Below are 23,876 nucleotides of genomic sequence, written 5' to 3'. Positions count from 1 at the left end.
CGCACCATCCGACCGTCGACCCGCGCGTGCACTCGTGACGGGCCGCACCTGCGCGATCCTGCGATGAAAACCCCGAACTCCCACGGCCTGCGCTACGCGCGCTTGGCTTTCATGCTGCTCGCCGCATTGGCGAGCCAAACGGCGCTCGCCGCCGACGAACCCACCCATGATCCCGCCGCGCCGCGCGACCCGGTGACGTTCGAAACACTGTACGTCCGCGGCCTGCAACCCACTTCATTGCCGACGCGACTGCCGACCACGATGGAAGGCGTCACCGGCGAACAGGTCATGCGCACGATCAACGCCACCGACGCCGAGGATGCACTGAAATATCTGCCGAGCCTGCTGGTGCGCAAACGCTACATCGGTGACTACGACCACGCGGTGCTCGCAACGCGTGCATCCGGCACCAACAACAGCGCGCGTTCGCTGGTGTATGCCGACGGCATCCTGTTGTCGAACCTGCTTGGCAATGGCGCGACGTTCACGCCGCGCTGGGGACTGGTGAATCCCGAGGAAATCGAGCGCGTCGACGTGCTGTACGGCCCGTTTTCCGCGGCGTACTCCGGCAATTCGGTCGGCGCGGTGGTGGACTACGTGACGCGCATGCCGCAGCGCTTCGAAGCGCATGCGCGCGTTGGCTACAGCGTCGAACGCTTCCACGTGTACGGCACAGACGACACGTTCCCGGCAACGTCGCTGGGGGCGTCGTTCGGTGATCGCTGGGGCGCGCTGTCGGCATGGTTGTCGCTGAATCGACTCGACAGCCATGGCCACCCGATCGCGTTCGCTAGCGTGACGCCGCCCAATACGCCCGCGCCGGCCAATCCGGCCGGGACCGTCGTGACCGGCGCCATTGCCGACCGCAACACGAAGAACGCGCCGTACTTCATCGTCGGTGCGTACGGGCAGACCGATACCGCGCAGGACGAAGCCAAGCTCAAGCTCGCCTACGACTTCGCAGCGGATCTTCGGTTGAGCTACGTCTTCGGCGTGTGGACGAACGATGCGGATCGCGACGCCGAAACGTATCTGCACGACGCGGCCGGCGCACCCATCTATGCCGGCCCCATCGTCGTCGACGGCCGTCCATACACGCTAGCGCCGACGGCAATCGCACCCACGCGCAACGAACAGCTGCATCGCATGCACGGGCTGACGCTGCGCCGGCATTCCGGCAGCACGTTCGACTACGCGCTATCGGCGAGTCGCTATCAATACGCGCGCGACCTCACCCGCTCACCGACGGTCGCCCTGCCTGGAGCCGGGAACGGCGGGGAGGGCCGCATCGCCGATGCGTCCGGAACCGGATGGACGACCCTGTCCGCATCGCTGACATGGCGTCCAGGCACGTCACACACGTTCGAAGGGGGCGTGCAGGACGACAACTTCAAGCTGGTGACGACGGTTTATTCGACGACCGACTGGCTGCGCGGCACGTCGTCGGCGCGCACTTCGGGCTTCGGCGGCTCCACCGAACTTCGCAGCGCCTACATGCAGGACACGTGGGCCATCTCCCCGCGCTGGACGACGATGCTCGGCCTGCGCAACGAACGCTGGGACGCGCGAAGCGGTTACACGGCGGGCGCGACCGCTGATACGCCCTACCAACCGCGGCACGCGTCGGACCTGTCGCCGAAATTCGCCGCGCAGTTGGGGATGTCGGACAACGCATCGATCAAGGCGTCGATCGGTCGCGCGGTGCGCTTTCCGACCGTCAGCGAACTGTTCCAGGGCAGCACGGCGACCAACATGATCGTCATCAACGAGCCCGACCTTGCGCCCGAGCGCTCGGTCACGTCCGAGTTGTCGTACGTTCGCGACGTCGCCTATGGCCACTTCCGGGCGACGTACTTCCATGAGCACACGCGCGACGCGCTGTATTCGCAAACCAACGTGACCATCGTGCCGAACGTCACCAGCATCCAGAACGTCGGGCTGGTGCGCACCAACGGGCTCGAGCTTGCGACGTCCCTGACCGGTGCCGGTATCGACGCCCTCGATGTCGACGGCAGCGTGACGTTCGCCGATTCGATCGTCGAGGAAAACAGGAACTTCCCGGCCAGCGAAGGCAAGTGGCAGCCACGCGTGCCACGCTGGCGCGCCAACCTGGTGGCGACCTACCACCCGGGCGAGCACTGGAGCTTCACCGGGGCTGCGCGATACAGCGGTCGCCAGTTCAACACGCTCGACAATAGCGACGTGAACAGCCACACGTACTTCGGCACCAGCCCGTTCCTCGTGGTCGATGCGCGCGTGCATTACCGCGCGAGCGCGCACTGGAGCGGCGCGGTCGGCGTCGACAACCTCGGCGACCGCACCTACTGGAACTTCCATCCCTACAACCAGCGCACGTGGTCACTGGAGGTGCGGTATGACGACTGACATCCGTTCGCGACTTCTCGTTCTCGCGGTCGCGGTCGCGATCGCGCTGTCGGCCTGTGGCCGGAACGATGCGGCGCATGTCGCCGCGCCTGTGCCGCACGCGTCGACAGCACCGGCCACCGCCGTGCCCGCGGACTCGCCATGGACACTTCCGGTCGACGCCGCGCAGCAACCCGACCTCGCTGCAGCGCCCGACGGTTCGTTGCTGCTGTCGTGGATCGAGCAGGACGGCGACATGCAGCACCTGCGCTTCGCGCGTTGGCGCGACGGCGCATGGAGCACGCCGCAGCCGATTGCCGAAGGCGTCGGCATCGGCAATACCGCCGATACACCGCACGTTCGGCAGACCGCGGATGGCGCGTTGTGGGCGACGTGGTTGCGCCGCATCGGAACCGGCCATGCGCGCGACATCGTGCTGGCACGTTCCACCGACGGCGGCCGCACGTGGTCGACACCGATCGCGGTGAACACCGACGGCACCGCTACTGAACACGGGTTTGCGGTGCTGTGGCCCGAGGGTCGTGGCGCACTCGGAATTGCGTGGCTCGATGGCCGTGAAACCTCGCGCGACATGCACGGCCACGCGATGCACGGCGGAGGCGGACACGGCGCGATGGCCGGCATGGACCACGTGGCCGAGCCCGAGCACGCGACGATGCTGCGTACCGCGGTGTTCGATGGCGCGCTCGCGCGACGCAACGAGTCGGCGATCGACGCGACGACCTGCGACTGCTGCCAGACCGACGTCGCCGTGCTCGCGGACGGCCCACGGCTGGTGTATCGCGATCGCGCGGCGGGCGAGATCCGCGACATCTCGATCATCGCGCGCCACGGCGCGGGCTGGTCGCCACCACAGCGCGTGCACGACGATGGCTGGCGTATGCCGGCCTGCCCGGTCAACGGCCCGGCGGTGGCGGGCAACGGCCGCGATGTCGTCGTGGCCTGGTACACGATGCACGGCGACGTGCCGACGGTGCGGTTCGCACGCAGCGAGGACGGCGGCGCAAGCTTCGGCGATGCGATCCATGTCGCGTCATCGCCGCAGGTGCAGGGCCGCGTCGACGTCGCGCTGGATGCGCACGGCGCGTGGGTCGCGTGGATCACGGAAGCGGGTGACGGTCAGGATGTCCACGTTGCGCATGTGCCTTCGGCGGGCACGCGGGTGGATCGCGAGCGGGTCATCGCCAGGCTTGCGGGGCGCGGACGCGGCACCGGTTGGCCGCGACTGGTGATGGCTGGCGATGGCCTGCGCGCGGTGTGGACCGACGTTGCGAATGGCCACCCGATGCTGCGTGGCGCGCTGCTGTCGACGCGTTGAACTAGCGCGTGATCATCGAGCGATCAGATCGCGCGCGAGAACCGCGAGCGCGCGACATCGGCCGGCCGGTCCAAATAGCCATCGAAGCACATCGCGATGTTGCGCAGCAGAAGCCGGCCCTGCGCGGTGGCGTGGATGCCGTTGCGGTCGATCCTGACGAGACCGTCGGCCTGCAGCGGCGCCAGCTTTTCGAGGCTGGACTGGAAGTAGTCGTCGAATTCGATTCCGTAGCGGCGCTCGAGTGCATCGACCGGCACTTCGCCCTGGCACATGAGCGACTGGATAAGGTCAGCGCGCAGCTGGTCGTCCTCGGACAGGTGCAGGCCGCGGAAAACCGGAAGTCGGCCCTGGTCCAGCGCGATCTCCCAGCTCGGCAGGTCACGCGGGTTCTGGCTGAAGGTGTCGCCGACATGGCTGATGGCGCTCACGCCGAAGCCGATGAGGTCGCTGTCGGCATGCGTGGTGTAGCCCATGAAGTTGCGGTGCAGTCCGCCGCGCGACTGCGCCCGCGCGAGGTCGTCATCGGGCAGGGCGAAGTGGTCCATGCCGATGTACAGGTAGCCGGCGTTCGTCAGCCGCTGGATGGCCAGCATGAGCAACGACAGCTTGGTGTCGGGCGTCGGCAGATCGCGTTCGTCGAGCTGGCGCTGCGGCCGGAACAACTCCGGCAGGTGCGCGTAGCTGTACACGGCGAGCCGGTCGGGGCGCATCGACAGCACTTCGTCCAGCGTCCGGTCGAAGCCGTGCAGTGTCTGCTTCGGCAGCCCGTAGATCAGGTCGATGTTGACCGAGCGGAAACCGTTGTCGCGGCAGGCATCGACCACCGCACGCGTTTCGTCGATGCTCTGGATGCGGTTGACCGCCGTCTGCACCGCGGGGTCGAAGTCCTGCACGCCCAGGCTGGCACGGTTGAAACCGATGCGGGCGAGGTGCGCGACGTCGGACGGCGAGATGAAGCGTGGATCGAGTTCGATCGAGACGTCGCGCTCGCGTTCATGGGCGAAACGGAAATGCCGCTGCAACGTGTCCACGCATTCGCCGAGTTGAGTCGGCGACAGGAAGTTCGGCGTACCGCCGCCGAAATGCACCTGGATCGCCTCGCGGTCGGGGTCGAACAGGTCGGCCACCATGGCGATTTCGCGATACAGGCGCGTGAGATAGGCATCGCCGCGCTCGGTGTCGCGCGTGATGATGCGGTTGCAGCCGCAATAGAAGCAGGGGCTCGTGCAGAACGGCACGTGCACGTACAGCGACAGCCGTCGCGGGATCGGGTCGCCGTTGCTCGCCGCGATCGCCGCATGCAGCTCCGCTTCGCGGAAGTCCTCGCGGAACTGCGGCGCCGTCGGATACGACGTGTATCGCGGGCCCGGGCGGTTGTACCGCTCCAGCAATGCGCGGTCGAGGAGGGCGTCGTTCGTGGCCACGGACCGCACGCTATCGGCAGGGCGGCCGTCGCGACTTGATCCGGATCAATCGTGGCCATCTGCGCCGCGCCGCGCACCATCGGGGCCGACCCGGCGCAGGCGGCAGCCGGGCGGGGCCCGTGTCGATCGATCATGCGCACATCGCCGGTTTGAAGGGTCGGTTCGACAGCGCGCGCACGTCGTCGGCCCGCAGCGCCTAGTCGAGTTTGAAGCGGGCGAACGCCATCGCGCCGGTCGCGTGTCGGCCGCCGTATGCATCGGCCAGCCCTTCCGGCACGAAATCGACCGCGACCAGGCCACCGACACCGAACGAAACACTGCGACTGATGCGCATGTCGCGCACGACGCCCAGCGACACCTTGCCAACGCGATACGCCGCGCCGTGCCCGTCGTCCGCGTCGACCAGTTCGCGGTTCTCGGTGAGTTCGCCGCGGCTGAAGAACGTCCAGTCGTCCTGCTTCAGCGATGCCTCGGCGGCGAACGCGTCGTCATCGAACGACTCGCCGTGATGCTGGACCGACTTGCGGCCCCAGGCGAGCGTCGCCGCGACGCGCCGTCCCGGCGCCACGTCGCGCGCGTACAGCGCACTCGCGGACCAGCGCTTCTGATCCACGCCCGGCTCCAGCAGTTCGGGATCCCGGAAGTCGCCCCAGCTGGCCTGCAGCGCGAGCGTACCGGTCGGATTCCAAGACGCGCGCACGGCGGTCGAATCCAGCGCGCCGGTTTCGATGTTCCAGCGATGCTGGTCCGGTTCGCGTGCGTTGAAGCGGCTGACTTCGATCTTCGTGCGATCGTGCACCACGCCCGCCGTCAGCACGCCCATGCTGATGTGCGTGGAATCGAGCCAGTGATGCGTGATCGGCGCTTCCGGCGAGTCCATGATCGCTTCGCGATGCATGAACGCCGGCGGGCCGAATGCCGGTTCGCCGGGCAGGCCGCCATAGACGAACACGCTGCTCGCGGGACCCAGGTTGTGCGATATCGACGCGGACAGTTCCATGAAGGCGTCGTGCGGATGCTGGCGGTCGACGAGGCGATCCTCGCCGTTCGCGGTTTCGCCGCTCGCAAGCAGCAGCGGATAGCCGCGCGCGCCCATCAACGGATCGGGGCTGAGCATCGCCTTGAACTGCAGCGTGCCGTCGCCGAGCGGACGCCGCGCCATGCCCATGAGCATGCCCGATACGAAGGTCGCGTCATCCCCGCGCGGACCGGACTGGTGATCGGCGACGACGTTGACCACACCGTGCGCCATCAACATCCAGTCGCCGTGCATGGCATGCAGGGCGTCGTGGCGCGACGTGTCCGGTTGCCATGACGTGCCGGAACTCTCGCGGCCCATCGCATACGACCCGAGCGCGCCGGTCATCGCCATGCGGGACCGATGCTCCGGCATCGCCATGCCGCCCATGTCGCCGTGCTGCATCGTCGAGTGGTCGACCGGTGCGGGCGACGGTGCGTCTTCGGCCGTCTGCGCGGGTGGCGCAGGCGGCATGTGCATGCCGGCGTGGGACGCGTGTTGCGCCGATGCGGGAGATGCCTGCATCAGCGATGCAGCGACAGAAGCGATCAGCAATGCGACGTTCAAGAACGTTTCCCGGCAGGCGAAGCAGGCGTCGCGCATTGTAGTTCGCGGTCTGCCCGGCGCGTCTGCTTGTCCGTGACGGCGGCACGCGTTTACGTGCGCAAGGTTCACGACCGCTACGCAGAGTTATTCGGGCATGCCGGCCGCGTCGGGCTGGTAGAGCACGGCCTTGAGGCGCAGGCGCGCCATGCGGCCGCCGGGCATCGGCCAATCGATCGCATCGCCGACGCTCAGGCCGAGCAACGCCGCGCCGACCGGTGCGAACACCGACACGTACTGCGCGCTCGCAGAGGCGACGTCGGGATACACCACGCGCACCGTGCGTTCGGCGCCGGTGCTCTCGTCCTCGATGACGACACTGGAATCCATCGTCACCACGTCGGCCGGAACATCCTGCGGCTGGCGGACGTCCGCGCGCGCGATTTCCTCTTCGAGGTGTTGTGCACTTTCCGAGCCGGCGAATACGGGCGACGCCAGCAATGTCTCGAGTCGTCGAGCGTCACGCGTCGACATGATGATGCGCGGCGTCTGCATGGCGGCTCCCTCCCCGGGCATCGACGTGACGAGCCCAACCGTAGGTTTGCGGCGCGCAGCGGGTCAATCGGTCGACGGCGTTCACGACAGCGGTCGTTCAGATGGGCACCGCTCGCCGCGGTTTCGTCACGCCGGCACGTTCAGGGATGTGTCCAAACTCGGGATCCGGAACTCATGCGCGCGGCCGAACATGCGCGGATGGCGGCGGTGCCGGTGACAGTCCAGGATGGCCGGGTGGACGAAACATGGGGGGCCTGCACACACGCGACCGGTCGTCGCGTCGTCGTCCGGCTCGCACCGCCTTTCGGAACGCGAACGTCAAGATGCGGCGGCAGGCACCGCCACCGCGTCGAGCAACGCCGCCACCGTGCGTTCGACGCTTTGCACGTGCGCGGGTGACGTGAATTCGCCGGATGCATCGAACGCATCGCCCGCACGGCTGACCGACACCATCTGTGGAATCACCCGCGCATTGAGACCGAGTTCCAGCGATTGCCGCAGCGCCATCAGGCCGCGGTAGCCGCCGAGTCCGCCGGGCGACGCCGAACCCAGCGCGAACAGCGGCCCGCCGAATGCCGCGGGGATGCCACCGTCGTCGCGCATGCGCGAAATCCAGTCGATGGTGTTCTTTGTCAACGGCGGAATGCCCGCGTTGTATTCCGGGGTGACGATGAACACGGCGGCGCTCTCGCGAAACATCGCATGCAGTCGACGCGCGGGTTCGGGCACGCCGTGCTGGGCTTCGAGATCCCCGTCGTACAGCGGCAACGCGTAGTCGCGCAGGTCGACCTCCACCACGTCGGCGCCTCTTGCGCGCAACTCGCGTGCAACCAGCGCTGCCAGGCGGCGATTGAACGACCCGGTGCGGTTAGAACCGGGAATCACGAGCACGCGTGCGCTGGCCATGGTGGGCTTCCAATCGGGCCTACGAGAATGCACGCACGCGGCGTCGATGCAGGTCGTTCCAGCAACCGGGCCGACGTGCGGACAGGCGAGTGCCTTCGCGCGAAACGCGACCTGCGCATCAAGATGTGCGTGAACGCCGTCGCCATACAGCCGCTGTCACATTCGCCGTCGGTCCGGCAGCGGCGGCCATCCGTCCCGTCGCGCCCGGCCCGTTCAGGTGAATGGGTACTTGTCCCGATAGGCTGCCGGACCGGGACGCGGTTACTGTCCCCACGCCGCCGCAAGGGGACGGACGTGAAGCTCGATCTGTACCGACGCAGCAGCGATGGCGCGCTCGTCGTGGTGCCCACCCGGTTCGCTCCCGAGCTGCCCGTGCTGGCGCCCGGCGGGCTTCGCTATGTGCGCACCGTCGAGCGCGAGCTGACCATGCTGGGCGACGAGCTGGTGCTCGACATCGGCCTCAACGGGTTCGCGGTTGCGCGCGGTGCGGACGAGGCCTTGCTGCGAAGCTGCCCGAGCGCGGACCCCGCGGTGGCCTGACGCGCGCCGCGTCCGGCTCGGCGCGCTCGACGCAATCCCGCGACGCGACCCGACCTACGCCGCGTCGAACAGCTGCTGCAGTACGGCCTCGCCGTAGCGGTCGAGCTTGCTCGTACCGATGCCCGGAACGCGTGCGAGTTCTTCGAGATCGGCGGGGTCGGATTCGGCGATCGCGCGCAACGTGGCGTCGTGGAAGATCACGTACGCAGGCACGTTCTGCTCGCGCGCCATCTGCGAACGCCATTCGCGCAGCGACTGGAAGCGCGCGAGCGATGCGGGGTCGAGATCGAACGCTTCGGCTTCCGACGCGCGCCGCGCGCCGCGCGCGCGGGAGGTCGCTTTCGGCTCGGTGCGAAAACGCAGCGTCGTCTCGCCACGCAGCACCGGTCGGCTCGCCTCGGTGAGCCTCAACGCACCGAAATGCTCGACGTCGACATCGACGTAACCACCGGCGACGAGCTGGCGGAACACGCTGCGCCACTGGCGGTCGTCGAGGTCACTGCCGATGCCGAACACCGCCAGCGACTCGTGGCGGAACTGGCCGACCTTGTCGGTACGCGTGCCACGCAACACATCGACGAGATGGCCGACGCCGAAACGCTGGCCGGTGCGATAGATGCACGACAGCGCCTTGCGCGCGGCCTCCGTGCCGTCCCAGCTCTGCGGCGGCGAAATGCAGTTGTCGCAGTTGCCGCAGTCACCCGCGCGCTCTTCGCCGAACCAGCGCAACAGCGCCTGGCGCCGACATTCGGTGGATTCGCAATAGCCGAGCAACGCATCCAGCTTGCGCAGTTCGAGCTGCTTGCGTTCGCCGCTGGCCTCGCCCTGCTCGATCATCTGTCGCAGGCTGACGACGTCGCCAAGGCCGTAGCTCAGCCACGCCTCCGAGGCGTCGCCATCGCGGCCGGCGCGCCCGGTTTCCTGGTAATAGCCTTCGACCGACTTCGGCAGGTCGACATGCGCGACGAAGCGCACGTCCGGTTTGTCGATGCCCATGCCGAATGCGATGGTCGCCACCATCACGATGCCGTCCTCCTGCAGGAAACGGCGCTGGTTTGCGGCGCGGATCGAAGCATCCATGCCCGCGTGGTAGGGCAGGGCCTTCATGCCGGCCTTGCAGAGTTGTTCCGCGACGCTTTCGACGCGCTTGCGCGACATCGCGTAGACGATGCCGCTCTGGCCCGGATGGCGTTCGAGGAAATCCAGCAGCTGCCGCGTGCCGCCGCCGTCCTTCGGAACGACGGTGTAGCGGATGTTCGGGCGATCGAACGAGCTGACGAACTGCTTCGCATCCTCCAGTGCGAGGCGCTCGACGATTTCGCGGCGCGTCGGCGCATCGGCCGTGGCGGTGAGCGCGATGCGCGGCACGTCGGGCCAGCGCTCGTGCAGCACCGTGAGCTGGCGGTACTCGGGGCGAAAGTCGTGGCCCCACTGCGAGACGCAGTGCGCTTCGTCGATCGCGAACAGGCCCAGCGTCGCGCGGTCGAGCAGCGACAGAAAGCGGCCGGTGAGCAGGCGTTCCGGGGCGACGTAGAGCAGGTCGAGATCGCCGGCGAGCAGCTCGCGCTCCACGCGCGCAGCCGCCTCGGCATCGAGCGTCGAATTGAGGAAGGCCGCGCGCACGCCGACCTGGCGCAGCGCTTCCACCTGGTCCTGCATCAGCGCGATCAGCGGCGACACCACGATCGCGCAGCCGTCCCGCAGCAGCGCGGGGATCTGGTAGCACAGCGACTTGCCGCCGCCAGTAGGCATCAGCACCAGCGCGTCGCCGCCGCCGGCCACGTGTTCGACGATGTGCGCCTGTTCGCCGCGGAACGCCGTGTGGCCGAAGATGCGATGGAGCAGGTCGAGGGCGGTGTCGCTCATGCGGTCGGAAGGCTCGGTCGTGTCGGAACAATGGAGACGCGACGTCACGCCGCCTACCGGGCCATCGCGCGATCCGGTGTCGGAATTATCCGGCTTCGTGGCCCGACCGTGCCTGAAAACGACGAAGGCCGGCGCAGGGCCGGCCTCCGGGTGTGCGACGGGTCGCTCACTGGAGCAGCGAGCGCAGCATCCAGGCGTACTTCTCGTGGGTCTGCAGGCGCTGGGTCATGAGGTCGACGGTTGGGTCGTCGCCCGCCTCGTCGGCCCGTGCCAGCACGCTGCGCGCCGTGCGGCAGACGTGCTCGTTGCCGACGACCAGCTGGCGCACCATCTCACGCCAGTCGACGGTCTCGGTCAGGCCCGGCTCCTCGGGTAGCGAGCTCAGGCGGATGAACTCGGCGTACGAGCCCGGTGCATTGAAGCCCAGTGCGCGGATGCGCTCGGCTATGTCGTCGAGCGCGCCCCACTGCTCGGTGTACTGCCCCTCGAACATCACGTGCAGCGCGTTGAACATCTGCCCGGTGACGTTCCAGTGGAAGTTGTGGGTCTTCAGGTACAGCGTGAACGCGTCGGACAGGAAGCGCGACAAGCCCTCCGCCACCGCCTTGCGATCGTCTTCCGCGATCCCGATATTGACCGCGGGCATGCTGCCGGCGAGTTGTGCGCCGCCGTTGCCGGTGGTGCGTCCGTTGCGCTCGGTTCCCTTCTGCATCTGCATTCTCCGATCGTGTTGCCGCGAGTCCGGTCAAAATAGGCGGGCGACCGGCCGTTGTGAAATCGAAAATTCGTCTTGAACCGATCCACGCCCTCTATCGATCCGACACGTGACACGCATTCCGCGCGACGCCGCGTCGACGACGCGATGACGCGTGATCGCGGCCGCCTGCTCGGGCTGTGGACGCGCTGGAACCAGGCGCCGGACGACCCGTCGCGGCGCGACGCATTCGAACGGGCGCTGGCTGCCTCGGTTGCGCAGCGCGAAGCCCGCACACGCAACCTTCCGGCACCGACGGTCGACGACACATTGCCGATCGCGGCCGAAGCCGAGCGCATTGTCTGCCTGATACGTGAACACCCGGTCGTGGTGATCGCGGGCGAGACGGGCTCGGGCAAAACCACGCAGATCCCGAAGCTGTGCCTTGCGGCCGGTCGCGGCGCGGGCGGCATGATCGGTTGTACGCAGCCGCGCCGGATCGCCGCGCGCGCGGTGGCGCGTCGCGTCGCCGAGGAATTGAAGGTGCCGATGGGTGGCGCCGTCGGCTACCAGGTGCGCTTCAACGACAACGTCGGTGACGACACCGTGGTCAAGTTCATGACCGACGGCATCCTGCTCGCCGAGATCCAGTCCGACCGCTGGCTGTCGAAGTACGACACGCTGCTGATCGACGAAGCGCACGAGCGCTCGCTCAACATCGACTTCCTGCTCGGTTATCTCAAGCAGCTGCTGCAGCGACGCAAGGACCTCAAGGTCATCATCACCTCGGCGACGATCGATACCGCGCGCTTCGCCGCGCATTTCGGGAAGGCGCCGGTGGTGAGCGTGGAAGGGCGCGGCTATCCGGTGTCGGTGCGTTACCGGCCGCTGGAGGGCGAATCGGATGCGACGTCCACGGCGACAACGCGTCGCGCTCCGCTTGCCGACGACGCGCAGCGCGACGGCGCGCGCACCGTCAACGAAGCCATCGTGTCGGCCTGCGACGAGATCACCAGCGAAGATCCTCGCGGCGACGTGCTGATCTTCCTGCCGGGCGAGCGCGAAATACGCGACGCGCACCAGGCGCTCGAGCGTCGCAAGTACCGGCATACCGAAGTGCTGCCGCTGTACGCGCGGTTGAGCGCGCGCGACCAGGATCGCGTGTTCAATCCGGGATCGCAGCGGCGCATCGTGCTGGCGACCAACGTCGCCGAGACATCGCTGACGGTGCCGCGCATCCGGTACGTGGTGGATCCCGGCCTGGCGCGCGTAAAACGCTACAGCCCGCGCGCGAAGCTCGACCGCCTGCACATCGAGCCGATCAGCCAGGCCAGCGCCAACCAGCGCATGGGGCGCTGCGGGCGCGTGTCGGAAGGCACGTGCTACCGGCTGTACTCGGAGCCCGATTTCCAGTCGCGCGCGGAGTTCACCGACCCCGAGATCCGCCGCGCCGCACTCGCGGGCGTGATCCTGCGCATGCTCGCGCTGGGGCTTGGACGCATCGAGGATTTCCCGTTCCTCGAGCCACCGGATCCACGCGCCGTCGCCGACGGTTGGCAGCAACTCGCGGAGCTCGGCGCCGTGGATGGCGACCGCAAGCTCACCGCGATCGGCCGCGTGATGTCGCGACTGCCCGTCGACGTGAAGCTCTCGCGCATGCTGGTGGCCGCGAACGCGCATGACGTGCTGCGCGAGATGCTGGTGATCACCGCATTCCTCGGCATTCAGGACCCGCGCGAGCGTCCTGTCGACCAGCGCGCCGCCGCCGACAACGCGCACGCCCAGTTCGCCGACATGCGTTCGGAGTTCGTCGGCATCCTCAAGTTGTGGGAGGCCTACGAGCAGGCGCACGCCGAACTCACGCAGTCGAAGTTGCGCGCGTGGTGCGACAAGCACTTCCTGGGCTTCCTGCGCATGCGCGAATGGCGTGAGCTGCATCGCCAGCTGAAGCTGATGGCCGAGGAGCTCGGGTGGTCGATCGCGCCCGCGCACCCGCCAATGGTTTCAACGCAAGTCGCGCGCGACGCGAAGCAGGCTGCTGGCACTCGCAAGGCCGATACGCGCAGCCATGCCGCGTTGCCAGTGGCCGCGCGAAGCGCGCCGGGATCCGCGTCCCCCATCGCCGCCCAACCGGATGCGTCGTCGTCGCAAACCGAAACACGCGATGGCGCCGCTGCGGCCCCGGGTGACGGTACGAAAGCCGCGGCGCAGCATTTCGCGAAGCTCCATCGCGCGGTTCTCGCCGGCCTGCCCACGCAGATCGGTCAGCGCACAGACCGGGGCTACGACGGACCGCGTGGTCGCAAGTTCCAGCTGTTTCCGGGATCGTCGCTTGCCAGGAAACCGCCGCCGTGGGTGCTGTCGGCCACGTTGCTGGACACGGAGCGCGTGTGGGCGCTGACCAACGCCGGCGTCGAGCCGCAGTGGGCGATCGACGAATTGCCGCACCTGCTGTCGCGTCGGCAGTCGGATCCGCGCTGGTCGCGCTCGCAGGGTCGCGTGATCGGGAGCGAACAGATTTCGCTGTTCGGCCTCGTGCTCGCGCCGAAGCGGCCGATCCACTACGGCGCGCTGTTCCCCGAGGAGAGCCGCGTCATCTTCGCGCGCGATGCGCTCGTTAGCGGCGAGATCAACACGCGGTCCTTGTTTCTCAAGAAGAACCTCGCGACGTACGAGAAAGCCAAGGACGAGGAAGCCAAGCAGCGCCGCGCGGGGCTTGTCGTCGACGAGGAGTGGATGGCGCAGTGGTACCTCGACCGCCTGCCGCCGCACATGCACAACGCGCAGGCGCTGGATGCGTGGTACGCGAAGTTGCCGGCGAACGAGAAGGCCGCGCTCGAGTGGTCGCTCGACGACCTGATGATCGGCGAGGCCAGCACCGCGTCGCGCTTCCCTCCGTTCCTGCGCATGGGCGACGTGCAGCTGGCCGTGAAGTACCGCTTCGAACCGGGCGCGCCCGATGACGGCATGACGATCGCGGTGCCGCTGCATCTGCTGAACGCGCTCGATGCGCCGCAGCTGTCGTGGCTCGCGCCGGGGTTCGTCGGCGACAAGGCGGCCGCGTTGATCCGCTCGCTGCCGAAGGCGATCCGCCGCAATTTCGTTCCCGTGCCCGACTTCGCGCGCGCGTTCGCCGAGGGGCATGGCGCGTGGAACGCCGGGCGTCCGTCGGAGGCCGACGCATTCGCCGGCACGCTCGGACGCTTTCTGTCGAAACTCACGGGCGCACAGGTGGCCGCGACCGACTTCGACGAATCGGCGATCGAGCCGCATCTTCGCGTCAACCTTCGGCTGCTCGATCGCTATGGTCGCCACGTGCTCGCCGAATCACGCGACCTCGCGCACCTGCGCGAACGTTTCGGTGCGATGGCGGCCGACGCGTTCGCCGAAAAGGCGTCGAACGGACTGGCGCAGGAAGGACTCACCACGTTCCCGCCCACCCGCATTCCCGAAAGCGTGCGCGGTGCTGGCGGCGTGCCGGCGTTTCCCGCGCTGCAGGACGATGGCGACAACGCATCGCTGCAGGTCTTCGCGCAGCGGGCGGAGGCCGAGCGCTCGCATCCCGCGGGCGTGCGGCGGCTGCTGCGCATCGCGATGACCGATCGCATGCGCCAGGCGCGCAAGCAGTTGCCGGTGTCGCCAAAGACCGCGCTGCTGTACGCGGCGATCGAATCGGCCGCACCGCGCTCGGGCGAAGCGGCGAGCCTGAAGGAAGGCGACCGCTTGCGCCTCGACCTCGTCGAAGGCGCATTCGATGCGCTGACGTCGGACGGGCTCGACGCGGTCCGCGACGCCGACGCGTTCGAGTCGCGCCGCGACCAGGTCGCGAAAGGCCTGTTCCCGGAAGCGACCGAGCGCCTGCGGCAGGCCGAAGCGATCCTCGCCGCCGTGGCGGAGGCGCGCGCGAAGTTCGAATCGCCGCTGATGGGGTGGGCCAGCGGCAACCTGGACGACATGCGCGCGCATCTCGCGTCGCTCACGCCGCCTGGCTTCCTGCGCGACAGTCCTGCCGCGCTGCTGCGCGAATATCCGCGTTATCTCAAGGCGCTCGCACTGCGTGCCGAGCGCGCCCTGCGCGATCCCGCGCGCGACCAGGCGCGCATGCTCGAAGTGCGCCCGTTCGCGCAGGCGCTCGACGCCGCGAATGCGGACGATCCCGCATGGCAGGGCTTCCGCCAGGATCTCGAGGAATTGCGCGTCTCGCTGTTCGCGCAGGAACTGGGCGCGCGCGGCGGCGCATCGCCCAAGAAACTCGCCCAGCGACTCGCGCAGCTGGGCGGTTGACGTCTCGACGTGTTACTTGACGCGCATGACCTTCGCGCGCGTGCCATAGCCGTGGATGGCCATGTACCACGCGTTGCCGACGACGCTTGGCGAAATGACCACGTCGGGGTGCATCACGCGTACGCCGGCGAGGGTGGCGGAATCGATCTGGCGCCACACCTGGCCGTTGTCCAGCGTGTAGGTGCGCCCCTGCTCGAAGCCGCGGAACTCGCCGGTGACGGCGCTCTTGATCGGGTCGGTGGAGCCGAAGCTGAAGAAGCCGCGGTTGTCGTCCTCGACCTTCTTCTTCGCGACGACCGCCGCCTTCTGCGTCTCGGCTTCGATCGTGCGGCCGAGCCAGGTATTGAGATGTGCCAACTCGTCGGCGCTCAGCTTGTCCAACCCTGCCGCCTTGAACTCCTCCGGCGACATCTGCTGCTGGATGGGCGGCTGCGCTGCGTTGGCCGCGCCGATCCCGCAGGCGAGGGCGACGGCGAAGACGAGGGCATGCATGCGGACTTGAGCCATGAACTGTTCCTCCGGGCGGATGCCGGCTAGTGTAGACCGCTCCGATTCGCAGCCCTGAATGAACGCGCCGTCGTCCCCGCCGACGCACCGATTCGCCGACACGCTCGCGCACCCGGCCGCCACGGCGCTCGGTGCGTCGCTGCGCGAGGCCTTCGCGGCCGCGGCCATACCCCCGGTCGATACGCCGACGTGGTCATCCATCGAATCGATGCTCGCCTCGCTGGCGACGCTCGGCGCGGACGGCGACATGGTGGCCGCGGCGCTGGTGCACGACTGGCCGGGAGCCGCCGGTGCGCTCGATGCGAGCTTCAGCGCGCGTTTCCCTGCGGTCGCGGCACTCGTGGACAGCCAGCGCGCCGCGGAACCGGTCTCGGACCTCCACGCGAAGCACCCGGGCGGGCGAGGCAGTGAAGGCCTGCGCCGCCTGTTGCTGGCAATGGTGCGCGACCTGCGCGTCGTCCCGATCCTGCTCGCGCGCCAGCTCGCGCGCATGCGCAACGCCGGCGCGCTGCCGGAAGACGAACAACGCGCGCTGGCCGCGCTCACGCGGGACATCCATGCGCCGCTCGCCAACCGGCTTGGCATCTGGCAGCTGAAGTGGGAACTCGAGGACCTCGCGTTCCGCTTCCTCGAACCCGCCACCTACCAGCAGATCGCGCGACTTCTCGATGAGAAGCGCGTCGCCCGTGAGCGCTACATCGAGGACGTCAAGGACACGTTGCGCGACGCGCTCGTCGCGCAGGGCATCGAGGCCGACGTCGCCGGTCGACCGAAGCACATCTTCAGCATCTGGAAGAAGATGCAGCGCAAGAACGTGCCGATCAGCGAGTTGTACGACCTGCGCGCCGTGCGCGTTCTCGTCGACGACGTCGCCGCGTGCTACGCCACGCTCGGCATCGTGCACGCCACGTGGGCGCCGATCCCGAGCGAGTTCGATGACTACATCGCGCGGCCCAAGCGCAACGATTATCGCTCGCTGCATACCGCGGTGGTCGGGCCGGAAGGCAAGACGCTCGAAGTGCAGATCCGCACGCACGACATGCATCGCCAGGCGGAACTCGGCGTCGCCGCGCACTGGAAGTACAAGGAAGGCGGCGGGCCTGGTGCGTCGAGCGGACAGGCCACCGCGGCGTTCGAACGCAAGATCGCGTGGATGCGTCGGCTGCTGGACGCCGCGGGCGAGGAGGGCGCACTTGCGGGCGAGCTCGACAGCGAACTGGTCGAGGATCGCGTCTACGTGCTGACGCCGAAGGGCGAGGTGGTCGACCTGCCGACCGGCGCGACGCCGCTCGACTTCGCCTATCACGTGCACACCGAGGTCGGGCATCGCTGTCGCGGCGCGAAGATCGACGGCCGCATCGTGCCGCTCGATCACAAGCTTCGCAGCGGCGATCACGTCGAGATACTCACCGGCAAGGTGTCGGAGCCGCGGCGCGACTGGCTGATGGCGTCGAACGGTTTTCTCGCCAGCGCGCGCTCGCGCGAGAAGGTACGCAACTGGTTCAACCGCCTCGACCGCGAACGCAACGAGCAGGCCGGTCGCGAGATGCTCGAAAAGGAGTTGCGTCGACTGTCGCTGCTCAACGCGGACCTGGCGCCCGCGCGCGAGCGTTTCCATGCCGATACCGACGAGGACCTGCACGTGCTCGTCGCGCTGGGCGACGTCGGCCCGCACCAGGTCGGGCGGGTGCTGCTCGAACACGAACGCGCGTCGCATGATGCGGTGCCGCCTGCTGCGCCCGCTACCACCGAGCGTCCGAAGGCGCGGAGTCGCGGCGCCGAGTTCACGGTCGAAGGCGTCGGCAACCTGCTGGTGCAACTCGCGCGTTGTTGCCAGCCGTTGCCGGGAGAAGCGATCGCCGGCTACCTGACCAAGGCGCGCGGCGTCAGCGTGCATCGTCCCGACTGCGTCGCGTTCCAGCGCCTTGCCGCGTCGCAACCGCAACGCATCCTTCCGGTCGAATGGCGGCGTGCCGGCAATGCCTATGATGTCGACGTCGAACTCATCGCCATTGATCGCAAATGGCTGTTGAAGGACGTCACCAACATCGTCGCGCAGCACGGCGTCGGTGTCGGCAGCCTCAACACGGAACATGCGCGCGGTGGCTCGCAGGTCACGCTGCGGCTGCGGTTGCGCGTCGCTGATTACGGACAGTTGTCCGCGGTGCTAGGAAAACTTGCGGCGATACCGGGCGTGGAGCAGGCGCGCCGCGCCTAGCTGTCGCTGTAATCGCGCATCAGCTTGTCGAGGCGTGCGCCAATTGCCGTCCACGAGTACTGCTCTACGGTCGACAGCGACAAGTCAACGTCGTTTCGGTAGCTCGAACCGAGCGCTACGAGTTGTTGGAGAACGTGTTGAATATCCTGACGGTCGTCTTGCACGACCCAGCCGCGCCGCAGCGCACGAACGAGCTCCGCGCCCGCGTCCGAGGCGCCGTGTGTCAGGTGGAGTATTGGCCTTTGGGCGCCGAGATACTCGTAAATTTTCCCCGGAATCTGGGTCGAGTAAGCGTTAGCGATGTTGACCAGCACATGAGCGTTCTTCTGCAGAACGAGTGCCTCTTCGTGCTCAATGAGTCCAAGCAGACGGAACCGGTCTGGACATCGAGCGGCGATACGCGCCAGGGACATTGGCATGCTGGCAGTGGCCACGCTCAACCGAACTCCCGGGGTTGCTGCCACAGCTTCGAAAAGCGCCTCTGCGCGCCGAAAACTGTAGAAGCGACCCGTGTAGACCATCTCCAAGTAGGCTCCGCGCAAGGGGGGGGCGCTCGCTGGAGTCGCCTCGTAGCCTTGCGTCATTACCACGGGGCGGCGACGCAGCTTGTGTCGTTGGATTAGCAATTCAGCAGCAGACTCCGCGGTAACCGAGACCGTATCCGCCGTCTCGCATGTCGTACGCTCCAGGCTGTTAGCGCGCGACGTCCAACGCCGCGGAGTGTAGGGCGCGAGCACCGGATCTCCGAGGTCCGCGATCCACCGAATGCTTCGACCTTTCTTCGCATGAAGGCCAAGCTCGAGTGTAGTTGCGGGCTCGTGCGAACTGATAACGACGTCGAACGCCTCGCCGCGCAGCAGACGGCTCAGACGCGCTTTGGCGAAAGGACGCCATTCGCAGCGGATATCCGGGAAAAACACATGTTCCGACAGCTTGTAGAGCCGGTTGATCACGAGAGGCGCGAGCCGATGCCTTGGCTTTTGCGTTGACTCCATCGCCGTCTTGCCATCACGCTCCCTCTCGGTGCGAATCGCACGACGCTTTCGACGCCACGCGATCAATCCCCGCACCGGACCAGCGTACGTTCGGTGAAGGACTAGCTCCGGCGACAGAATGGTCGTTGACGGCCCGCTCGAGACGGGGCCTAAGTCAGGCGTGAGGACGTGGACCTCGTGGCCTAAGCGGATGAGTTCGCGGCTGAGATAGGCCCATCGGAGCGCTTGGGGAGACGGGCTCGGCGGGAATTCGTAGGCGATCAGCAGCACTTTCATCGGCGAGACGGCTGATCGACGCCGATGGCGCCCAAAGTACGGCAGATCGCGCCCACTGCAACGGCGGTGGAGAAGGCACGGGTGGCTTGTTGAACGCCAGCTTCAGCTAGTGACTGCCAGAGCGCTTCATCTTCGTGCGCGCGCACTGCCGCGCGTGCCAGTGACTCCGGCGTATCGCCTAGACCCAACGACATTGCAGCTGTGTCGATCATGCCCTCCATGGCACACGGCGTCCCGACCACCGGCAGGCCGGCCGCAAACGCAGCGTTGATTTTGCCCTTTACTCCCGCGCCGTACCTCAGGGGCGCAAGCATCACGCGCGACGAACGCAGAAAAGACTCAAGATCCTTTACATGCCCAAGGACTTCGATGCCGTCGACCCGTTCCAGTTTGTGCTTCAAAGGTCGAGGCATGCCCCCGCCGATTACCTTCAGATGCACTGACCGGCGCTCCGCTCGAACTATGGGCCACCAGCTAGCAAGCCATTCGATGGCATCAACATTCGGTTCATGCGAAAAGTTACCGACAAATAAGTATCCTGCACGATCAGTGAAACCTGGCCGATTCGGCAGAACGTCGACGATGTTGGACACGAGTTGAACGCGCGACTCCGGGCACTCGCGCTCGAGGAGTGTCTTCTCGACCGGACTCACCACCCAAGTGCAGTCGGTCGCGCGCACAGCATCCAATTCACGAGACCGAGTTATTCGCGCGAGAAGCTCGAGCATCGTTGAGCCGACGCGCGACGCGTGCCTGGACTCGCGCAAGTAGTGCAGATCCACCGTATCGAAAACGATGCGCGCTTCTGGCAGCAGTTCGCGGATTAACGGTGTCCAATGACTGGCCGTTGTATGGCGTGACAGGATGACCAAGCGGATTTCGTTTCGACGGGCACGCAGCCAGCGGACGACGTCCAACATCGTGCCAAAACTTGGCGTCGCGTAATTGTCGCTCCCTGGCCCCGGGCTCAGATCATCCGCGATGATGGAGACGCCGAATCCCAGACCCTGAAAAATCTTCGCGATTGCGCTCATCCGCACCGAGCCGGAGTCGACATCTGGCCGAGGCAAATGCTGATCGACGATGAGTACCGACGTGTCGGCCGTCGTGCCGCGGGATCGAGCTTCCTCTCTCGACGGTCCCTTGCCATTGGGTCGATAGACCAAGCCCCCCGATACCAGGCGCCGCGCACCCCGCAGCGCAAGCCCGACGCCGCGTCGCGCGTAGAAAAGTGCGAGCAGCGCGGCAGCTGAACGTTGAGGGTGGGGCGACTCGGGCATCGTCATGGGCCAAGGGTGGCTCGGGGCGCCTGCGCTAGACTCGCGGCAAGCGGGCTTCCGGCCCTTCATTCTCGCATTCCGTGGCCCGAATCGATTACGACGAAGACGACGACACCGCCGACGCAGGCGGCCGGCCCGGTTGGCGCCGCCGCCTGCTCACCATCGCGCTGGTGCTGGTCGGGCTCGCGCTGGGCTTCCTGATTCCCTATGTCACCTACCTGAACCACGAGGTGGGACAGCGCTTCGGGCAGTTGCGCTGGCAGCTGCCGACGCGCGTCTATGCACGACCGCTGGAGGTGGCGCCGGGCGTCGTGATGGATGCCGCGACGCTGAAGACCGAACTCGACGCGGCCGCGTACCACGCGGGCGACGGCGCGCGCGAAGGCACGTACGCGCAGCAGGGCGGGCGCTGGACGATCGCGTCGCGCGGGTTCGCGGATGTCGACGGCGCAGTCCCGGCGCGCCGGGTGGAAGTGATCCTGTCGGGCGGTCGCGTGATGAGCGTGCGCGACGCGGTATCGCATCGCAGCCTGCGCGCGCATCGCCTCGATCCCGCGCGCATCGCGACCCTGTACGGCCAGAAGCAGGAAGAACGCCGCCTCGTCCGCATCAATGAAGTGCCGGACCTGCTCGTCACGGGCCTGCAGGCGGTGGAAGACCGCGACTTCAACCACCACATCGGCATCGACTTCTCGGGTCTGGCGCGCGCGGTGCTGGTCAACCTGCGCAGCGGCGAGAAGCGCCAGGGCGCCAGCACCCTGACGCAGCAGCTCGCGCGTTCCGGCCTGCTCGGCATCGGCCAGGAACAGACGTTCACCCGCAAGTTCAAGGAAATCATCTACGCGCTGCTGATCGACGCGCGCTACGACAAGAGCGTCATCCTCGAGGCCTACTTCAACCAGGTCTATCTCGGCCAGCACGGCTCGCAGGCGATCCGCGGCGTCGCCGCCGGCGCCGAGTTCTGGTTCGGTCGCGATCTCAACGATCTCAACACCGAGCAGATCGCGCTGTTGATCGGAATCGTGCGTGGCCCGTCGTACTACGACCCGCGCGTGCACGGCGACCGCGCACTCGAACGCCGCAACTTCGTGCTCGACAAGATGCTGGAGACGGGCCTGATCGACCAGGCCGAGCACGACCGCGCGCAAAAGGCGCCGCTGGGCGTGACGCCGAATCCGACGAGTCTTGCGCCCAACCGCTTCCCGGCCTACGTCGACCTGGTGCGCCGCCAGCTCGCGCGCGACTTCCCGTCCGAAGGCCTTGTCGGCGCAGGCTTGAGCGTGATGACGGCGATGTCGCCGTCCGCGCAGGCCTATGCCGAAGGCGCGGTGACCAAGACGCTGCGCCAGCTGGAATCGCCGAAGCGTCCGCCGCTCGAAGCTGGCGTCGTCGTCACCAACGTGCACACGGGCGAGATCGTCGCGGCGGTCGGTGCGCGCGAATTCACCGAGCATGGCTTCAACCGTGCGGTCGAGGCGCAGCGTCCCGTCGGATCGCTGCTGAAGCCGTTCGTCTATCTGCTCGCGCTGGCCGAGCCCAATCGCTGGTCGCTCGCGAGCTATGTCGAGGACTCGCCGATCACGGTGAAGATCCAGGGCAGCAAGCCGTGGTCGCCGGGTAATTCGGACGGCCGCAGTCATGGCACGGTGCGCGTCATCGATGCGCTCGCACTGTCGATGAACCAGGCGACGGTGCGCGTCGGCATGCAGGTCACGCCGCAGCGCCTCGCCGACCTGATCCGTACGCTGGCGGGCATCGAGATCGAGGGCAACGTCAACCCGTCGCTGATCCTCGGCGCGGTCGATGAAAGCCCGTACGCGATGGCGCAGCTCTACCAGTTCCTCGCGTCGGGCGGACAGATCCAACCGCTGCGCGCGGTGCGCGGCGTGCTCGACGCCAACGGTCGCGCTCTGAATCGCTACGACAAACCGTCCGCACCCGCGCAACCGGGCGACGCTGTGGCGGCGCGCCTGGTGACCTATGCGATGCAGCAGGTCGTCAATCGCGGCACGGCGCACCAGTTGATCGCGGACGGTCGCGGCGGGTTGTCGCCGGCCGGCAAGACCGGTACCTCGAACGATGGCCGCGACAGTTGGTTCGCCGGCTTCACCGGTGACCATCTCGCGGTCATTTGGGTCGGCAACGACCAGAACAAGACGACGGGCCTGTACGGCGCGACCGGCGCGATGCGCGTGTGGTCGGCGCTGTTCGCGCACCTGCCGTCCGCGGCGCTGAAGGTGCCGGACGACGGGCTCGACTGGCAGTGGGTGGCCGGCAACAACACGACCGATCCGGGCTGCCCGGGGTCCGATCGTTTCCCGTTCGTTCCGGGTTACGCACCGGGCCGCACCGCCTGCGCCTACGGTTCGCCGAATCCGGTGTCCGATGGCAGCGAAGACGGCGCCGACGCGCAGCAGCAGGACAGCGGTGGCGGCTTCTGGAATTCGCTGTTCGGCCGCGACCACGGCGCCGACCCTGACCCCGCCAAGCGCGTTCCGCCGCCAGCCGACACCGCGCCGCCGCCGGAACCTGCGGGCGGTAACCGATGAGGCGTCTTTCCGCCGCGTTGCTGGTGACGCTTGCCGGTTGCGCGAGCGCACCGCCGCCGGCACCGCCTGCGCCGTCGTACAACGCGGCCGCGATCGTCGCCGGTGTGCGTGCCGCGGGCGCGACCGTAGCGACCGAGGTCGAAGTTCAGCCGCTGCAGGATCCGCTGGTAGCGGACCTGCGCGAGCAGGCACGGCGCGACGAGCAGGCGGGCCGCATTGCCGATGCCGCAGCCGTGCTCGATCGCGCGTTGGCCGAGCGTCCTCAGGACCCCGCACTGCTGCAGGAGCGCGCAGAGCTCGCGCTGCTCGAACGGCACGTCGACGCCGCGTTCGATTTCGCGCAGCGCGCACGTGCAGCGGGGCCGACGGTGGGCCCGCTGTGTCGTCGCACGCTCGAAATGCTGGTGCAGGTCGAAGGGCTGCGCGAGGCGTCGGGCGATGCAGGCGCCGGTGCCCGCGTGGTGGCGTTGGCCAAGCAACGCGACGCGTGCACGGTCAAGCCGCCGCCGCGCTACTGA

The 23,876-nt window shown here is 67.6% G+C and carries 16 protein-coding genes; 7 read left to right on the top strand and 9 right to left on the bottom strand.

Annotated elements, in window-relative coordinates:
* Positions 1–63 precede the first annotated feature (63 nt).
* Together ACKTTN_RS00625 and ACKTTN_RS00620 are read left to right on the top strand one after the other, a co-directional pair.
* Entirely contained in the window at positions 64–2,385 is a 2,322-nt protein-coding gene (locus ACKTTN_RS00625; protein WP_407907944.1) for a TonB-dependent receptor, read from the top strand.
* Complete coding sequence (locus ACKTTN_RS00620) at positions 2,375–3,703, top strand: sialidase family protein (RefSeq protein WP_407907943.1); 1,329 nt, start codon at positions 2,375–2,377, stop codon at positions 3,701–3,703. Before ACKTTN_RS00625 ends, ACKTTN_RS00620 begins: the two co-directional genes overlap by 11 nt.
* Before the next feature lie 23 nt (positions 3,704–3,726).
* Here the strand turns inward: ACKTTN_RS00620 and hemN are convergent, their stop codons facing one another.
* The 4 genes from hemN to ACKTTN_RS00600 form a co-directional block, all read right to left on the bottom strand.
* On the bottom strand, positions 3,727–5,127 hold the full coding sequence (hemN, locus tag ACKTTN_RS00615; RefSeq protein WP_407907942.1) for an oxygen-independent coproporphyrinogen III oxidase: 1,401 nt from the start codon (positions 5,125–5,127) through the stop codon (positions 3,727–3,729).
* A 196-nt stretch (positions 5,128–5,323) separates the two neighbouring features.
* Positions 5,324–6,712: a hypothetical protein gene (locus tag ACKTTN_RS00610; protein WP_407907941.1), complete on the bottom strand. Its 1,389-nt coding sequence runs from the start codon at positions 6,710–6,712 to the stop codon at positions 5,324–5,326.
* 123 nt (positions 6,713–6,835) lie between these two features.
* Positions 6,836–7,243, bottom strand: a complete 408-nt coding sequence (gene rnk, locus ACKTTN_RS00605; protein ID WP_407907940.1) for a nucleoside diphosphate kinase regulator — start codon at positions 7,241–7,243, stop codon at positions 6,836–6,838.
* 318 nt (positions 7,244–7,561) lie between these two features.
* Positions 7,562–8,149, bottom strand: coding sequence for an NADPH-dependent FMN reductase (locus tag ACKTTN_RS00600; protein ID WP_407907939.1), 588 nt, complete (start codon positions 8,147–8,149; stop codon positions 7,562–7,564).
* Positions 8,150–8,443: 294 nt separating this feature from the next.
* On the opposite strand from ACKTTN_RS00600, the gene ACKTTN_RS00595 reads away from it, so the two are divergent.
* A complete protein-coding gene (locus tag ACKTTN_RS00595; protein WP_407907938.1) occupies positions 8,444–8,689 on the top strand; it encodes a hypothetical protein in 246 nt (81 codons plus the stop codon).
* A gap of 54 nt (positions 8,690–8,743) precedes the next feature.
* On the opposite strand, the gene recQ is transcribed toward ACKTTN_RS00595, so the two are convergent.
* Together recQ and ACKTTN_RS00585 are read right to left on the bottom strand one after the other, a co-directional pair.
* Positions 8,744–10,555, bottom strand: a complete 1,812-nt coding sequence (recQ, locus tag ACKTTN_RS00590; RefSeq protein ID WP_407907937.1) for a DNA helicase RecQ — start codon at positions 10,553–10,555, stop codon at positions 8,744–8,746.
* 166 nt (positions 10,556–10,721) lie between these two features.
* Entirely contained in the window at positions 10,722–11,267 is a 546-nt protein-coding gene (locus ACKTTN_RS00585) for a Dps family protein (RefSeq protein ID WP_407907936.1), read from the bottom strand.
* Between the two features lie 99 nt (positions 11,268–11,366).
* Here ACKTTN_RS00585 and hrpA point away from each other — a divergent pair, with 99 nt between their 5' ends.
* Positions 11,367–15,533 (top strand): ATP-dependent RNA helicase HrpA, encoded by a 4,167-nt coding sequence (gene hrpA, locus ACKTTN_RS00580; RefSeq protein WP_407908682.1) that lies wholly within the window; start codon positions 11,367–11,369, stop codon positions 15,531–15,533.
* 12 nt (positions 15,534–15,545) lie between these two features.
* Here the strand turns inward: hrpA and ACKTTN_RS00575 are convergent, their stop codons facing one another.
* Positions 15,546–16,040, bottom strand: coding sequence for a hypothetical protein (locus ACKTTN_RS00575; protein ID WP_407907935.1), 495 nt, complete (start codon positions 16,038–16,040; stop codon positions 15,546–15,548).
* Between the two features lie 58 nt (positions 16,041–16,098).
* Here ACKTTN_RS00575 and ACKTTN_RS00570 point away from each other — a divergent pair, with 58 nt between their 5' ends.
* A complete protein-coding gene (locus ACKTTN_RS00570) occupies positions 16,099–18,258 on the top strand; it encodes a RelA/SpoT family protein (protein WP_407907934.1) in 2,160 nt (719 codons plus the stop codon).
* On the opposite strand, the gene ACKTTN_RS00565 is transcribed toward ACKTTN_RS00570, so the two are convergent.
* Both ACKTTN_RS00565 and ACKTTN_RS00560 read right to left on the bottom strand, forming a co-directional pair.
* Positions 18,255–19,529 carry a glycosyltransferase gene (locus ACKTTN_RS00565; RefSeq protein WP_407907933.1) on the bottom strand — a complete coding sequence of 425 codons (1,275 nt, stop codon included), beginning with the start codon at positions 19,527–19,529 and terminating at the stop codon, positions 18,255–18,257. The genes ACKTTN_RS00570 and ACKTTN_RS00565 overlap by 4 nt on opposite strands.
* Positions 19,526–20,809 (bottom strand): glycosyltransferase, encoded by a 1,284-nt coding sequence (locus ACKTTN_RS00560; protein ID WP_407907932.1) that lies wholly within the window; start codon positions 20,807–20,809, stop codon positions 19,526–19,528. Before ACKTTN_RS00560 ends, ACKTTN_RS00565 begins: the two co-directional genes overlap by 4 nt.
* Before the next feature lie 80 nt (positions 20,810–20,889).
* Here ACKTTN_RS00560 and mrcB point away from each other — a divergent pair, with 80 nt between their 5' ends.
* Positions 20,890–23,358 (top strand): penicillin-binding protein 1B, encoded by a 2,469-nt coding sequence (gene mrcB, locus ACKTTN_RS00555; protein ID WP_407907931.1) that lies wholly within the window; start codon positions 20,890–20,892, stop codon positions 23,356–23,358.
* Positions 23,355–23,876, top strand: coding sequence for a hypothetical protein (locus tag ACKTTN_RS00550; protein WP_407907930.1), 522 nt, complete (start codon positions 23,355–23,357; stop codon positions 23,874–23,876). Before mrcB ends, ACKTTN_RS00550 begins: the two co-directional genes overlap by 4 nt.

It is taken from the genome of Lysobacter claricitrinus (assembly GCF_045866565.1).
Taxonomy (GTDB): domain Bacteria; phylum Pseudomonadota; class Gammaproteobacteria; order Xanthomonadales; family Xanthomonadaceae; genus Cognatilysobacter; species Cognatilysobacter claricitrinus.
The sequence above is the reverse complement of the archived record's forward strand: the minus strand, read 5'-3'. Positions and strand labels throughout refer to the sequence as shown.